This is a genomic window from Streptomyces sp. Z26 (genome assembly GCF_003665095.1).
Classification (GTDB): Bacteria; Actinomycetota; Actinomycetes; order Streptomycetales; family Streptomycetaceae; genus Streptomyces; species Streptomyces phytohabitans.
Genome location: NZ_RCHV01000002.1, coordinates 632,752 through 646,768 on the forward strand (window position 1 = coordinate 632,752; position 14,017 = coordinate 646,768).

Sequence of the window (14,017 nt, forward strand, 5' to 3'; positions counted from 1 at the left end):
CGGTTCCGGGGCCGCGCCCGGCGGGGATACGGTCGGTGGTCATGGACTGGCTCGAACGTGCCGCGCGGTTGAAGCAGTGGACCCGGGGCGGCGTACGCGCGCCGCACAAGCCGCTGTTGCTGCTCTACGCCCTCGGCCGGTACCAGCGGGACGCGGAGGGCGAGCTGCGCTACAGCGCGGTGGAGGGGGAGCTTCAGCGGCTGCTCGACGAGTACGGGCCGCCGCACCGTACGACGCCCGCGTACCCCTTCCACCACCTCGTCAGCGACGGCGTGTGGGAGGTGCGCAGCGACCGTGGCCCCGGGAGCCCGGGGACGGGCCTCCGCGACCTGCGGGAGTCCGGGGCGACCGGTCGGCTGGCGCCGGATCTGCGGGACGCGTTGCGGCGCGAGCCGGAGTTGCTGCCGCGGATGGCGCGGTCGCTGCTCGACCTGCACTTCCCGCCGTCGTGCCACGGCGAGTTGTGCGAGGTCGTCGGCCTGGACCTCGACCCGGTGGAGTACGTGGCGCTGTCCCCCGCCCAGCGGCAGCGGGATCGGCGGATGCGGGACCTGGTGCTGGCCGCGTACGCGTACCGGTGCGCGTTCTGCGGCTACGACGGCCGCCTCGACACGGTGCCGGTCGGGCTGGAGGCGGCGCACGTGCGGTGGTGGGCCCTCGACGGGCCGGACGAGGTGGAGAACGGGCTGTGCCTGTGCTCCCTCCACCACAAGCTGTTCGACAAGGGCGTCCTCGGCCTCGACGACGACCTGCGGGTGCTCGTGTCGCAGCGTTTCGCCGGGCGGGGCGCCGCCGCCCGCGACCAGGTGGAGGCGCTGGCCGGACGGCCGGTCCTCGGTCCCGTGCCGGGCGCGCTGCCCGTCGCGGCGGAGTACCGCGCGTGGCACGCCGTACAGGTCTTCCGTGGCGCGGCGCGCGCCACCGCACCGGCCTGACCGGCGGCACCCGCCCGCGGCCCCCGTGACGCGCCGCTCGGTGGCGGACGCGCGTGTCCGGCTCCCCGTGTCGCGGGCGGCCGGTGACTACCGTGGTGCGGCATGGAAGGTGAGCACGAGGTCGAGCCCGTCCGTATCCGTATCGAGCTGTCCGGGCCCGGGGACGTGGGCGAGGACACCCGCGACCTCTGCGCGTGGCTGCGCCGGACGCTCAACTCCCGCGAGCACGCGAGCGTACGGCTCCTGCCGGACCCGACCGGCGGGGCCGATCCGACCGACGGGGCCGCGGCGGACGCCCGTACGGAGGCGGACGGGGCGGCGTACGGGCCGGTGGAGGGCATCGACCTGGCGCTGGGCCACGGTTTCGCCGCCCTCAACCTCGCCATGTCGTACGCGTCCTGGCGCGCCGCCCGGCCCACCTCCCCCGCCGTGACGCTGACCGGCCGCCACGGGTCCGTCACCGTGCACGACGGTTCGGCCGAGGACATCCGCCGGATCGTCACCGCGCTGGAGGGGAACGCTGCCACCGGAGGCGGCCACCGCCCCTGACGCCGGGCGGGGTCGCGTCCGCGTCACGTACGCCCCGCCCGTACGTCGGCCCCCGGCGTACGGGGAGACGTACGGGCCGGGGGCCGGGGAGGGGCGCGGCTCAGTCCGTGGTCGCGCGGCTGAAGAGACGCGGCGCCTCCTGCACGAACTCGCGGATCTCCTCCTCCGTGAACCGGAGCGCGGGCAGGTCGGGCCGCTTGCTGTCGCGCAGCGCCCAGCCGCCGCCGCTCAGCGCGGCCACCTCCACGCAGATCTCCGTCTGACTGGCGCACGGCCTGGCCCACGTGGCACCGCTCAGGTCCTCGCCGTACAGGTCTTCGTCCAGATCCCTCATCGTCCTGCCTCTCCGTGTTTCTCCGCAGAGTCCCGGGCGTCCGGCTGGTCGTACCGCACATCCCGAAGCCGGTGCGCTCGCACGTGGCTCGTGCCCGGTCTGAGGAGATTCCCCGTGCATGGGTTCCCTCCCGAACACGAATTCCCCTTCTTCAGGGGGGAGTTGTGCGCGAAGTCACACAGACACCCCACAGATGGGGACGCGCGGAACCCCGTCCGCGCCTGTCCGGCACGCCCGATTCCCCGCCGCTCCCCCGCGGCTCCCCCCGGGCGCGTCCGCGTGCGCGTGCGCCCCGTCCGGACAGACGGCGGACGGGCCGGAAAGGTTCACGCGCGCGGGCCCCGCGTCGTGCGGGTCAGGTGTCGCGTACGGGTCCGGCGTCGTACGGGCCCGGCCGCGTGGGCCGCGCGCACGCGTCCGCCCCGGCGGCGTCCCGTCCGCGAGAGGACGGGACGCCGCCGGGGCGGGGGTGGCGGGCGGTGCCGCCGGGGCAGGGTGAGGGTCAGGTCAGCGGCTCCACCCAGACGTCGCGGAAGCGCACCTTGTTGCCGTGGTCCTGGAGGCGGATGGCACCCGCCGCGGCCGACTCGGCGTCGCCGCCGCCGGTCGGGCCGTCCACGGCCACGTCGTCGTGGACGGTCTCGCCGTTCCAGACGACGGTCACCCGGGCGTCCTCGGTCTTGGTCCCGTCACCGTCGAAGCGGGCGGCGCGGAACGTCACGTCGTACGTCTGCCAGGTCTCCGGCGCCGTCGCCGCGTTGTGGTCGGCGGCCTTCTTCTGGTAGAGCGCCGCGGCCTCGTCGTCGGCGAGCTGCTCCTTGCCGTACGAGTCGAGGATCTGCAACTCGTAGCGGTCCTGGAGGTAGACGCCGCTGTTGCCGCGGTCCTGGCCGGTCACGTCGTCGGGCAGTTGCGGCACGCGGAACTCGACGTGCAGCGTGAAGTCCTCGAAGTGCCGCTTCGTGCGCAGGTCCCCGCAGCACACCTCCATGGACTTCTCGGCGCTGTGCGGCCATTCGGCGCTCCGGCCGTCGGTGTGCTGCCACGCGTCGGAGACACTGCCGCCGGAGAACAGGTCGATCCGGGCGCCCGGTGTGCGCACCTCGACGGCGTCGAGGTTGACGTGGCCGCTGTCCCCCTCCCCCACGGCGTACGTGAGGGTGTTGCGGCCCGCCTTCAGGTCGAGGCGTTCCGTCTTCGTCGACCAGCGGTTCCAGCCGCCGGTGTCCACGAGCGAAGTCTGCTTCGCGGGGCCGCCGTTGACGCTGACGCCGACGGTCTTGGTGCCGGTGAACGGATCGGGGCCGTTGGCGTAGCGCAGGCCCACGTCGTACGCGCCCGCCTTGTCGACCTCGACGTCCAGGGTGGCGGTGGCGCCCTTCTCGCCGAAGCCGTCGACGAAGCCGCCGCCGGTGTAGCCCGCGTGCTCGGTGTCGATGCCCGCGCCGCCGGAGAGGCGGGCGGACTCGGCGTCGTACGAGGTGACCGGCTCCTCGCCGCCGCCGGGCTTGGCGTTGAGCGTGTACCACGCCTCGGTGGACCACAGTTCCTCGCCGCCGTCGGCGGAGAACGGCCGCGGCGACCGTACGTGCACGACGCGATCCGTCTTGAGGCCCGGGATGGTGAGCGTCACCTTGCGGCGGTCCTCGGAGAGTTCCGCCGAACTGACGGGCAGGGACTCCTCGTCGACCTTCGGGCCGCCGTAGTCGGGCGTCGGTACGTACCGCCACTGCTCCACGGAGTAGGCGCCGTCGGCCAGTCGGGCGGCGGTCTCCTCCGACAGGGGCTTGGTGTAGGTGAGTTCGAAGCCGTCGGCGGTGGCGCGCATCTTCTCGATGTCGAAGGCCGTCCTGCCGTTGGGCGTGAGCTTCTGGAGGCCGAAGCGGAGCTTGCCCGCCTGCCCCCAGTTGCCGTCGGCGCCGAGGCCGCCCGCGTAGATCGCCCCGTCGGGGCCGGTGCTGATGCGGGTGATGCCCGCCTCCAGGCCCTGCGTGTGGCGGAAGACCGCGCCCTGGTACTCGCCGTCGACCTTCTCCAGGTCGGCGCGCTGGAGGCCGCCGTACGTGACGTCGCCGAAGACCATCTGCCCGGCGAACGGGCCGTCCTTCAACTGCATCGGCGTGCTCGGCGAGTTGGCGATCTCGTTCTGCGGCAGCCACAGCACCGGCTTGGTGACGGGCTGGTCGTCGAACGGGCCGTGCGGGTTGGTGTAGTGGTTGAAGAAGCGGTCCTGCTTGACGTGCACCAGCTTGGACGCCGGGAGCCAGCCGCCCTGGTTGTCGTTGACGAAGAGGTCGCCCTCGGGGCCGCGGCCGATGCCGTTCGGTGTACGGAGGCCGCCCGCGAGGTACGTGACCTCGCCGCTGTCCTTGTCGACCTTGACGGTGGTGCCGCGGTCGGCGGCGGGCTGCGGATCCGTGGTGGCGCCGCCGTAGTTGATGGCGACGGACAGGTTCAGGTAGAAGGCGCCGTCGGCGTAGTCGAGGCCGAAGGCGAACTCGTGGAAGTTGCCGCTGTACGGCCACTCCGCGACCTTGCGCTTCTCGTCGACGGTGTCGTCGCCGTTCGTGTCGGTCAACTCGGTGAGCTGGTGCTTCTCCGAGACGTACAGCTTGCCGTCCACGTACTTGACGCCCATCGGCTCCCGGAGGCCGTCCGCGACCTTCTTGTACGTGACCTTGTCGGGGCCGGTGTCGCCGGTGACGTTGTCGAGGAGGTACACCTCTCCCCGCGTCTGCTCGCTGCCGCCCCAGGTGGTGATCGCGAGCCGGTCGTCGGGCAGCCAGTCCATCGCGGACACCTGCGGTTCGAAGCCCTCGGGGCGCAGGTCGGTGAGGGTGTAGCCGGGGTTCACGTCGGTGAGGGGCAGGCCGTCGCCGGGCGAGTCGGACGTACCCTCGCACTCCTTGCGGCCGGGCGCGGTGACCCGTACGACTCCGGCGTCGGTGCTGAGCACGGACTCCGGCACGGTGACGAAGCCGTCGGCGCCGGGCGGCTTCCACTGGAGGGTGACCTGCTGCTCGCCGCCCGCGTCGAAGTGCTCGACGCGCAGCGAGCGGTAACCGGCGTCGAGGGTGATCTCCCCGTCCTTGGGTTCGGCGCCGTGCAGGCCGTCGTGGTCGATGACCTGTTGGCCGCCGACGGTGAGGCGGGAGCCGTCGTCGCTGATGAGGCGGAAGGCGTAGGTGCCGCTCTCGGGGACGTTCAGGTTGCCGGTGATCTCCGAGACGAAGTTGTCGCTGAAGCCGAAGCCGTCGGTGGAGGTCCAGTCGGCGGTCGGGATGAGCTTGTCGACGTTCGGGGTCTGGGCGGGCTTCAGTGCGCACAGTTCACTGAGCGGGGTCTGGACGTCGAACACCCGGAGGGTGACTCCGGGTTCCTGCGGGGGCAGATCCGCGAACGGGCGCGGGTCTTCGGTGTCCTCGGCGGCGGCGGGCGTGGTCAGGCCGCCGACGAGGAGCGCGGTGAGCATCAGTCCGGCGGCCTTGCGGGGGCCGCGGCGTCTGAGGCGGGGTCCGGGCTGGGGGCGTGGCTTCACTCTTCCTCCTGCGTGCGTCAGGTGTGGCTACGCAGACTGCTTGGCAAAGCGACGCTCAGCGTAGGGACTTTGCATGCCCTCGTCCATGCTTTGTCCACAAAGAGGAAAAACCCGTTTCCCGCGTCCGCCGTACGGCGATCCCTCCCGCGACGGGCGGGCCGGGCGACCGTACGAGTCGGGGTGAGCGGCTAGCGTGCGCCCGACTCGGCCTCGACACGGTCGAGTTGGGCGGCGAGCAGGACGTCGAACGCGGCGTGCCGCTCGCCGCCGAGCGGGCGCAGTTCGCGGGCGAAGCGGGAGACGGCGGGGAACCGTTCGGGGTCGGCGCCGAGCACGGCGACGCGGAACAACTCCCCACCCTGCTCGCGCTCCTGGGGAGTGAGCGTGTCCGCGGCGGCCTCGGCGGCGACGAGGGCGGAGAAGAGCACCGCGACGCGGTGGTAGTGGTCCGGGACGGCCTCGTCGGGCAGGCCCGAGGCGCGGAGCGCCTGGAGCAACTCCTCCATGACGAGCCGGGCGCCGTCGCCGCTGGACGCGTAACGCCCCCAGACCACGGCGAGTTGGGGGTGCTCACCGAACGCCTCCCGCAGCCGCGCGGCCAGCGCGACGACGCGCTGCCGCCAGTCGCCCTCGGGCCGGTGGTCCGCCATGGCGGACGCGAGGACGCGGTCCGCGACGGCGCGCAGCAGGTCGGTCTTGTTGCGGAAGTGGCGGTAGAGGCTGGAGGAGTCCGTGCCGAGGGAGGCCGCCAGCCTGCGCACGCTGAACGCCTCGGCGTCGCCCGTACGCAGCGACTCCGCCGCCGCGTCCAGGATCTCGTCGGTGGTCCAACGCCTGCGACCGGTCATCGGGTCCCCTCTCGTGGAGGTCCAGGCTAGCCCATGCACTTGGCGTTGCACGCACCGCGTGCATAATGGGTGCACGTGGGGGGTGGACGGGGACGCCGGACGCGTCCGGGCGCCGCGCGCCCGCACCACGGGACGTACGGAAGGACGGATGCCGTGACGGACACAGCGGAGACCGGGAACACCGGGGGCACGGGGAGGGACGGGACCGCCGGGCGGTCCGAGGCCACGGCGGGGCTGGACACCGCGCGCCTCGACGCCGCCCTGGAGGAGGTCCGACGCGCCGGGGTGCCGGGCCTGTTCGCCGAGGTACGGGACGGCGACCGCGTCTGGCGCGGCGCTGCCGGGGTGGCCGACGTGGCTACGGGGCGCCCCGTGACGCCCGACATGCGCAGCCGCGTCGGCAGCGTCACCAAGACGTTCACCGCCGCCGCCGTCCTCCAACTGGTCGACGACGGGCGGGTGGACCTGGACGCGCCCGTCGCCCGCCACCTGCCGGACCTCGTCCCCGGGGAGCGGGGCGACGCGATCACCGTACGGATGCTGCTCGACCACACCAGCGGCCTCGCGGAGTACCTCCCGTACGCCTACCCGTCCCTGCGGCCGTTCCCCTCGCTCCCCGACACCCGCCCGGACAGCCTGGACGACCACCGGTTCACCCGGTTCGACCCCGTGGAGCTGATCGCGCTGGGCGTCGGCGCGCCCGCCACCGGCGCACCGGGCGCCACCCCCGGCGTGTACTCCAACACCAACTACCTGCTGCTCGGAGAGTTGCTGACCCGGGTGACCGGCACGCCCGCGCGGGAGCACATCACCCGGCACGTCATCGCGCGCGCCGGGCTCCGCGACACCGTGCTGCCCGTGGGCACGCGCCTCGACGGGCCGCACCCGCGCATGTACGAGGCGTGGTTCGGCATGATCGACCCGCCGCGCGACTACAGCGTGTTCGACATGTCGTGGGTGGGCCCGGCCGCCGCGCTGGTGTCGACCACCGCCGACCTGAACCGCTTCTACGCGGCGCTGCTCGGCGGCCGGATCGTCGGCCCGGAGTCGCTGGCGCGGATGCGGCGCACCGTGCCGGTGGTCTCGCAGGAGGGCACGGTGATCCCGTACGGCCTGGGACTGCACCCGGCGGAGGCACCGGGGCGGGCGACGTTCTGGGGGCACGGCGGCACGGTCTGGGGCGCGGGCGCGTTCTCGATGACGCGTGCCGACGGCGGGCGGCAGGTGACCGTACTGCTGAACCTCCAGCGGTGGAACGCGCTCGACGCCTCCGGCAGGCCGGTGCCGCACCCGGTCGACGGGGCGCTCGCGGAGTTCCAGCGGCTGGCGATGTACGGCTGACCGGGGCGGGCGCGGGGACGCGCGGGACGGTGGCCGGGCCCGCGCCCGACCACCGCCTCACCCGGTTACGCCGTCACGCCGTCGCGAACGGCGTGGTGTCCCGCCACTGCTCCACGGCGGGCCCCAAGTGGTCCGCCAGCACCGGCAGTCGGGGTACGAGCGTGAGGCACGCGAGGACCCGCAGCATCCCGACGGCGTCCACGAAACGCAGCACGTCGCGGTCGAGCGGCCGTACGCCGTGCCGTTCCGCGCCCCGGTCGTAGGCGGCGGCGAGGTCCGGCCCGAGGGACGCCACGTCCCACTCGACGGGGCCGAGCGTGATCAGCTCGAAGTCCGCGTAACGGTCGCCGTCGGCGCCGTGGAAGATGTTCGCGGGCGGGCAGTCGCCGTGCACCGGCTGGAGCTCCACCCCCGGGAACCGCTCCTCGAACGCCGCCCGCGACCGTACGAGCGGCTCCAGCACGCGCCACTCGTCGCGGGCCCGCGCCAGGTCGGCGGGGGTGAGGGGACCGGGGTCGTCGGCCAGCAGCGCGAGGGCTCCGGTCACGAACTCCGGTTCGGCGGCGGACAGATACGACAGCGGGCCCGGGTACGCGCGCAGGGCGGCGTGCAGCCCGGCGGTCAGCTCGCAGTTGGCCGCGTAGTCGGGTTCGCGGTCGGCGTCCTCCGCCACGTACTCCCAGAAGGTCATCGAGAAGCCATCCCGCCGTACGGGCTCCGGCGGGACGAGGGGGCTCGGCGCGATCACCGGCGTGCCCTGGTCCGCGAGCCACCGCGTGACGTCGAGTTCCGTCCGCTGGCGGCGGGCCAGGACGTCGGGGTCGGTGGTGTGGGGCAGGACGGTGGGCACCCGTACGACCACCGGCGAGGGCGCCAGGTGGACGACGACGGAGAACATGTCGTGCAGCACCCGGGCGTCGGCCACGTCGAGCCCCAGCCCGCGTCCGGCGGCGACGGCCGCGTCTACCGCGGTGGCGGTGCGCCGGGCGAGCTGCTGCGATGTCAGGTAGTCGGTCACCGCCTGATCGTCCCAGCCCGGGGGCGGGGACGTGACGGCGGCCCGCCGGGGCGCGTACGGCGACGGCGGGGAGGCACCGGCGAGGGTACGGGGGACGGGCCGGGAAGGAATGCGACCCCGTGAGGAGGGTTCGGGCCCGTGACGGGGCACGTTCTCCGCAGGTCGCGGCGTGCGTACGCGCCCCCGCGACCGATCCGCCCGGCCGACGCGTCCGGCTCCCCGGCCCGTACGGGCCGACCGCCGGACCGCCCTGAACGGAGAGTGACCGATGACCAGGACCGAGTGCCCGTACCGCCTCGACCCCTCCGGCGCCCACATCCAGCGCGAGGCCGCGACGCTGCGCGCACGCGGCCACGCGACCCGCGTGCTGCTGCCCGGCGACATCCCCGCCTGGTCCGTCACCGACCTCGGGCTCATCCGGCGGCTGCTGGCGCGGCCGGACATCTCCAAGGACGCGTACCGGCACTGGCCCGCGTACGTCGAGGGCCGGATACCGGAGGGCTGGCCGCTGCGCATCTGGGTCGACGCCCGCAACGCCCTCAGTGCCTACGGCGCGGAGCACGCCCGGCTGCGTACGCCGCTCACCAGGGCGTTCACCGCCCGGCGGGTACGCGCCCTCGCCCCGCGGATCGAGACGCTCACCCACGCGCTGCTGGACGACATGGAAGCGGCGGCAGCGGCGGGCGGCTCCGGGGACGCGGACACCGTGGACCTGCGCGCGCTGCTCGCCTGGCGGCTGCCGCTGCTCGTCGTCAACGCGCTCCTCGGCGTCCCCGAGGACATGCACGACGACTTCCGCGACACCTTCGACACCACCTTCGCCACGAACCTCGGCGAGGACGAGGTGCGGCAGGCGGGCGAACGGGCCTTCGGACTGGCGCAGGAGCTGGTACGGCGCAAGCGGCTGACCCCGGCGGACGACGTGACGTCCACCCTGGTGCGGGCGCACGACGAAGGGACGCTCACCGAGCGGGAGTTGGTCGACAGCCTGCTCCTGCTGATCGGCGCCGGGCACGAGACGACCGTGAACCTCCTCGACACGGCGGCCGTCAACCTGCTGTCCCACCCCGACCAGCTCGCTGCCGCCGTCTCCGGCCGCGTCGGCTGGGACCAGGTGGTGGAGGAGAGCCTGCGCCACCAGGCGCCGATCGCCACGATCCTCATGCGGTTCCCCGTCGAGGACGTGCACGACGAGGAGACCGGGCTGACCTTCGCGCGCGGCGACGCGCTCGCGATCAACTTCGCGTCCGCGGGCCGCGACGGCGGCGTGCACGGCGCGGACGCCGACACGTTCGACGTCACCCGTGGCACGTCCCGTAAGCACGTCGCCTTCGGGCACGGCGTCCACTACTGCCTGGGCGCCGAACTCGCCCGTCTCGAGGGCCGGATCGCGCTCCCCGCCCTCTTCACCCGCTTCCCGGACCTCGCCCTGGCCGTACCACCGGAGGAGCTGCGCCCGCTGCCCAGCTTCATCTCCAACGGGCACCAGTCGGTGCCCGTACGGCTGGGCGGCGGACGCGGCTGAACGGCGGGGTCTCAGCGGACGTCGGTTCAGCGGACGTCGGTGAGGGTCGCGAAGACGACGACGTTGTCGGCGTAGTAGTGCTTCGCCGCGTCGAACGTGCCGCCGCAGGTGATCAGGCGGAGCCCGGCGTGGTCGAGGTTGCGGTAGACCTCGACGGTCGGGAAGCGCTTCTTCGGGTAGCGCTCCGTACGGTCGACGCGGAACACCGCCGTACGGCCGTCCGCGCGCTCCACCTCGATCTCCGCGTCCTTCGCCAGCTTCCCCAACTCGTAGAAGACGGACGGCTTCCCGTTCCAGGTGACGTGCCCCGCGACGACGGCGGGGCCACGGGCGCCCGGGGTCGTGCCGGGGGTGTACCAACCGGCCTTCGCCGGGTCGCGGGGCGTCTCCATGACGTGCTGGGCGTCCTGACCCAGCCCTTCGAGCGGCGAGTCGACGTCCAGGGCGGGGACCCGCAACCGCTCCGGGCGGGAGGCGGGCAGCGGGTCGGCGGCCTCGCGGGGCGGGGCGGCGCCGGTGCCTTCCGGCGGGGCGTCGGGGGCCGGGGCGTCGGGGGCGGGGGCGCCGCTCTCGGCGGCGCCGCCGTCGGACGGCGCGGACGCGGCCGGGGGGTCCGGGGGCGCGGCGGCGTCCTGCTCGCCGGACCGGCCCAGCGCGAACGCCAGCGCGCCCGCGCCCAGCAGCGCGAGGACGAGCGCGGCGGCGAGCAGGGCCCGCCGCCGCGCCGTGGGGTCGGCCATCACTGCCTCAGCGGCCGCCGTCGACGCGGGCCCGCTCCGTACGGCGGGCCAGCAGCGCGACACCGCCCGCGGCGAGCAGACCGGCGCCGCCCGCGGCGGCCAGGTACGGCGAGCCCATGCCCTCCTCCTGCGGGGTGGCGCCGCCGCCGGTCTCGACGCCGCCGACCGGCATGGAGCCGACCGCGGCGCCCTTGATCATGCCGCAGTTGGCGGGGGCGGTGGCCTCCTGCGGGAGCTTCGGGTCCAGCTCGCTCTTGCCCTTGTTGAAGTCGTACTTGCCGTTGCCGTTGGTGTCGATGCCGTGCTGCACCAGGTGCAGGTCCTTGATGTGGTCGACGACCTTCTGCGAGACCTCGATGGTCCGCGAGTACGAGAGCTTGCCGTCCTTGTCGGCCGTCGGCATGCGGTCGACGGCGAGGCCGCTGTCCTTGGACGTGTCGCCCTTGGTGGTGAGCGAAATGTTGATGTCGCCGTACGAGGGCAGGCCCTCGGCGGTGGAGACGACGCCGTCGCCGTTCTTGTCGGCGTCCGCCGACGGGCAGTGGAAGTCGTGGCCGTCGGTCGAACCGTGCAGGTGCTGCGCGTGCGGCGCCCCCGGGACCAGGCCCTCGGACTCTATCTTGACGGTCAGCTCGTTGCCCTTGATGTCGAGCAGCGCGGTGCCGGACGACTTCGAGTCGTTGAGCTGCTGGAGGTCGATCTGGTGGGCGCCGCCCGCGGCGGACGCCGGCGCCGCGGCGGCGAGCGTGAGCACTGCGGGCAGGGCGGCGAAGGCGGCCAGGCGGTTGAGGCATAGGGGCATCAGACGTCATCTCCTCGTGACCGGGCCTCTCCCTGACGGGCGGCCCGGCAAGGCGGTCCGGGCGCGGGCCGGAGGCGTCGAGCCGCCCGACGTGCCGGTAGCGGCGGCCCCGAACGCGACCCGCACCAGGGATTCGGTACGGGGGCCACCCCAGATTGGTACGGGTTTTCGAGCCCCGCGCGCGGGGGCGCAACGGGACGGGGTGCGGGTGCGTACGGGACGGGTGCGCGGAACGGGGTGCGGGGCGCGCGTACGGGCGGCGGGGGGTTCGCGACCGTATGCCCGCCGACGTGCGGAAAGTCTCATGTCCAGTCTCCGGACAGCGAGTTGACCTTGTTCGACGCGCGTGGTCTACTCCGCTCCATGACCGACACCGCTGTGCGCCTGTGGCGACGGGTCCATATGGACCTCGTCCGCTATCCGGGCTGCGTGTGTCGCCCGTCCCGCTGATCCGCCTGACTTCCGCGCCCCTCACGCCGCGTACCGCGCGGTCGGCGCTCCTCGCGTGTCCGTGATCGACTTCCCGGGATGGTTCTCATGACCTCACCTGTCCGTACGCCTGCCTCCGCCGCCACGGCGGTGCCCGCCCCCGCCTCCCCCGCCGACGCCCCGGTGCCCGCCCCGCCCACCGAGAAGGAACTGCTGGCCTTCGCGCGGGCCGCGGCCGCCGACGCGGAGCTGGTCGCCTCGCTGCCGCTCGACCCGGAGGGCCGCACGTGGCTGCGGCTGGAGGGCCCGGCCGGTTCGGAGGCGTGGCTGATCAGCTGGCCGCCCGGCACCGGGACGGGTTGGCACGACCACGGGGGTTCGCGTGGCGCGTTCGCGGCCGCCGCGGGCACCCTGCGGGAGGCGTCGCTCGCGGTGCGGCTGCCGACCGAGGGGTGGAAGACCCTCGAACTCGCCGACGGCGTCGACCGCGCCCGGGAGTTGACCGACGGCGCGGGCCGCGCCTTCGGCCCGCACCACGTGCACGAGGTGCTGAACCCCTCGGACTCCGAGCACGCCGTCTCCGTCCACGCGTACTACCCGCCGCTGCCCCTGATGCGCCGCTACAGCCGTACGGGCGCGGTGCTCCGCGTGGAGCAGGTCGAACTCCCCGAGGACTGGGGCTGAGCGGGGAACGCCCGGCGCCGGTCGGGATCGACGCGCTGCTGGAGACCGTACGCGCCGGGCTGGACCGCGTGACCCCGGAGGGGGCCGCGGCGGCGGCCGGGCGCGGCGCGCTGCTCGTGGACATCCGCTACGCGGAGCTGCGGGACCGTGACGGGCTGATCCCGGGCGCGCTGGTCGTCGAGCGGAACGAACTGGAGTGGCGGCTCGACCCGTTCGGCAGCCACCGGCTCCCCGAGGCGGTCGGCCACGACGTGGAGGTCGTGGTCGTGTGCAACGAGGGCTACGCGTCGTCGCTGGCCGCCGAGTCGCTGCGGCGGCTCGGCCTGCACCGGGCGACGGATCTCGACGGCGGCTTCCAGGCGTGGCGGGCGGCGGGCCTGCCCGTGACACCTCCGGCGGCCTGACGGCGGAGGCCGCACGCGCACGGCGGTTCCGTACGGGTGGGCGCACGGGTCGTCCCCGGGAAACGGGACGAGGTGGCGCGGGACGTGGCGGCTCCCAGGCGCTACGTTGCCCCCGTCGCGTCCTCCGCGCCGGACCGCCGGCACCGGCGTGGGCGCGCCCCAGGAAGGGACTCCCGCCATGTCCGTCACCCGCGTCCAGCACTTCGCCGTGTCCCTCGACGGCTTCGCCACCGGCGAGGGGCAGACCCGCGAGGCGCCGTTCGGCCACGCCGGGGAGCGGCTGCACGAGTGGATGTTCACCACCCGCTGGGGCCGTACGGCGCAGGGCCTGCCCGGCGGTACGGGCGGCGCCGACGACGCGTTCCTCCGGCTGTTCACGCCCGGGGTGGGCGCGGAGATCATGGGCGCCGGGAAGTTCGGCCATCCCGGCTGGCAGGACGACCCGGAGTGGCGGGGGCCGTGGGGCCCCAACCCCCCTTTCCACACACCGGTGTTCGTGCTCACGCACCACACCCGGCCACCGCTCGCGATGGAGGGCGGCACCACGTACCACTTCCTCGACGCCACCCCCGCCGAGGCGCTCGCCACCGCGCGCGGGGCGGCGGGCGGCCTGGACGTACGGATCGGGGGCGGGCCGACCGTGGTCCGCGACTTCGTGCGGGCCGGGCTCGTCGACCACCTGCACGTCGTGGTGGTGCCGATCGTGCTCGGCCGGGGCGTACGGCTCTGGGACGGCCTGGAGGGGCTGGAGCACGACTACGACGTCGAGTCCGTCGCCACGCCGAGCGGGGTCGCGCACGTGACGTTCGCCCGCAGGGACGCGGAGGTGTGACGGACGGGCCCGTGGCGCGCCACGGCGGATCGCGACGC

Annotated in this window: 14 protein-coding genes; 8 read left to right on the plus strand and 6 right to left on the minus strand. The window is 74.1% G+C overall.

What is annotated here, in order from left to right; genetic code table 11:
- The first annotated feature begins 41 nt into the window (after positions 1 to 41).
- Positions 42 to 935 (plus strand): phosphorothioated DNA-binding restriction endonuclease, encoded by an 894-nt coding sequence (locus D7M15_RS02735; protein ID WP_121516018.1) that lies wholly within the window; start codon positions 42 to 44, stop codon positions 933 to 935.
- Between the two features lie 102 nt (positions 936 to 1,037).
- A complete protein-coding gene (locus tag D7M15_RS02740) occupies positions 1,038 to 1,484 on the plus strand; it encodes a hypothetical protein (protein WP_121516019.1) in 447 nt (148 codons plus the stop codon).
- Between the two features lie 100 nt (positions 1,485 to 1,584).
- Here the strand turns inward: D7M15_RS02740 and D7M15_RS02745 are convergent, their stop codons facing one another.
- The 3 genes from D7M15_RS02745 to D7M15_RS02755 all read right to left on the minus strand — a co-directional run bounded on the left by D7M15_RS02745 (position 1,585) and on the right by D7M15_RS02755 (position 6,204).
- Positions 1,585 to 1,818, minus strand: coding sequence for a DUF397 domain-containing protein (locus D7M15_RS02745; RefSeq protein WP_121516020.1), 234 nt, complete (start codon positions 1,816 to 1,818; stop codon positions 1,585 to 1,587).
- Between the two features lie 502 nt (positions 1,819 to 2,320).
- Positions 2,321 to 5,290, minus strand: coding sequence for a family 16 glycoside hydrolase (locus D7M15_RS02750; RefSeq protein ID WP_121520122.1), 2,970 nt, complete (start codon positions 5,288 to 5,290; stop codon positions 2,321 to 2,323).
- A gap of 254 nt (positions 5,291 to 5,544) precedes the next feature.
- A complete protein-coding gene (locus D7M15_RS02755; RefSeq protein ID WP_121516021.1) occupies positions 5,545 to 6,204 on the minus strand; it encodes a TetR/AcrR family transcriptional regulator in 660 nt (219 codons plus the stop codon).
- A gap of 234 nt (positions 6,205 to 6,438) precedes the next feature.
- Here D7M15_RS02755 and D7M15_RS02760 point away from each other — a divergent pair, with 234 nt between their 5' ends.
- Positions 6,439 to 7,545: a serine hydrolase domain-containing protein gene (locus D7M15_RS02760; protein WP_121520123.1), complete on the plus strand. Its 1,107-nt coding sequence runs from the start codon at positions 6,439 to 6,441 to the stop codon at positions 7,543 to 7,545.
- Between the two features lie 73 nt (positions 7,546 to 7,618).
- Here D7M15_RS02760 and D7M15_RS02765 read toward each other — a convergent pair whose 3' ends face one another.
- Positions 7,619 to 8,563, minus strand: a complete 945-nt coding sequence (locus D7M15_RS02765; RefSeq protein WP_121516022.1) for a phosphotransferase — start codon at positions 8,561 to 8,563, stop codon at positions 7,619 to 7,621.
- A gap of 268 nt (positions 8,564 to 8,831) precedes the next feature.
- Between D7M15_RS02765 and D7M15_RS02770 the strand changes: the two genes are divergently transcribed.
- Entirely contained in the window at positions 8,832 to 10,088 is a 1,257-nt protein-coding gene (locus tag D7M15_RS02770) for a cytochrome P450 (protein ID WP_121516023.1), read from the plus strand.
- Between the two features lie 26 nt (positions 10,089 to 10,114).
- Here the strand turns inward: D7M15_RS02770 and D7M15_RS02775 are convergent, their stop codons facing one another.
- Both D7M15_RS02775 and D7M15_RS02780 read right to left on the minus strand, forming a co-directional pair.
- Positions 10,115 to 10,828: a class F sortase gene (locus tag D7M15_RS02775; protein WP_121520124.1), complete on the minus strand. Its 714-nt coding sequence runs from the start codon at positions 10,826 to 10,828 to the stop codon at positions 10,115 to 10,117.
- A 7-nt stretch (positions 10,829 to 10,835) separates the two neighbouring features.
- Positions 10,836 to 11,630 carry a hypothetical protein gene (locus D7M15_RS02780; RefSeq protein WP_121516024.1) on the minus strand — a complete coding sequence of 265 codons (795 nt, stop codon included), beginning with the start codon at positions 11,628 to 11,630 and terminating at the stop codon, positions 10,836 to 10,838.
- Positions 11,631 to 11,993: 363 nt separating this feature from the next.
- Here D7M15_RS02780 and D7M15_RS29480 point away from each other — a divergent pair, with 363 nt between their 5' ends.
- The 4 genes from D7M15_RS29480 to D7M15_RS02795 all read left to right on the plus strand — a co-directional run bounded on the left by D7M15_RS29480 (position 11,994) and on the right by D7M15_RS02795 (position 13,979).
- Positions 11,994 to 12,080, plus strand: coding sequence for a putative leader peptide (locus tag D7M15_RS29480; protein ID WP_346428828.1), 87 nt, complete (start codon positions 11,994 to 11,996; stop codon positions 12,078 to 12,080).
- Between the two features lie 87 nt (positions 12,081 to 12,167).
- On the plus strand, positions 12,168 to 12,743 hold the full coding sequence (locus tag D7M15_RS02785) for a cysteine dioxygenase (protein ID WP_121516025.1): 576 nt from the start codon (positions 12,168 to 12,170) through the stop codon (positions 12,741 to 12,743).
- Positions 12,734 to 13,147: a rhodanese-like domain-containing protein gene (locus D7M15_RS02790; protein ID WP_121520125.1), complete on the plus strand. Its 414-nt coding sequence runs from the start codon at positions 12,734 to 12,736 to the stop codon at positions 13,145 to 13,147. Before D7M15_RS02785 ends, D7M15_RS02790 begins: the two co-directional genes overlap by 10 nt.
- Before the next feature lie 178 nt (positions 13,148 to 13,325).
- Positions 13,326 to 13,979 carry a dihydrofolate reductase family protein gene (locus D7M15_RS02795; protein ID WP_121516026.1) on the plus strand — a complete coding sequence of 218 codons (654 nt, stop codon included), beginning with the start codon at positions 13,326 to 13,328 and terminating at the stop codon, positions 13,977 to 13,979.
- The last annotated feature ends 38 nt before the right edge of the window (positions 13,980 to 14,017 follow it).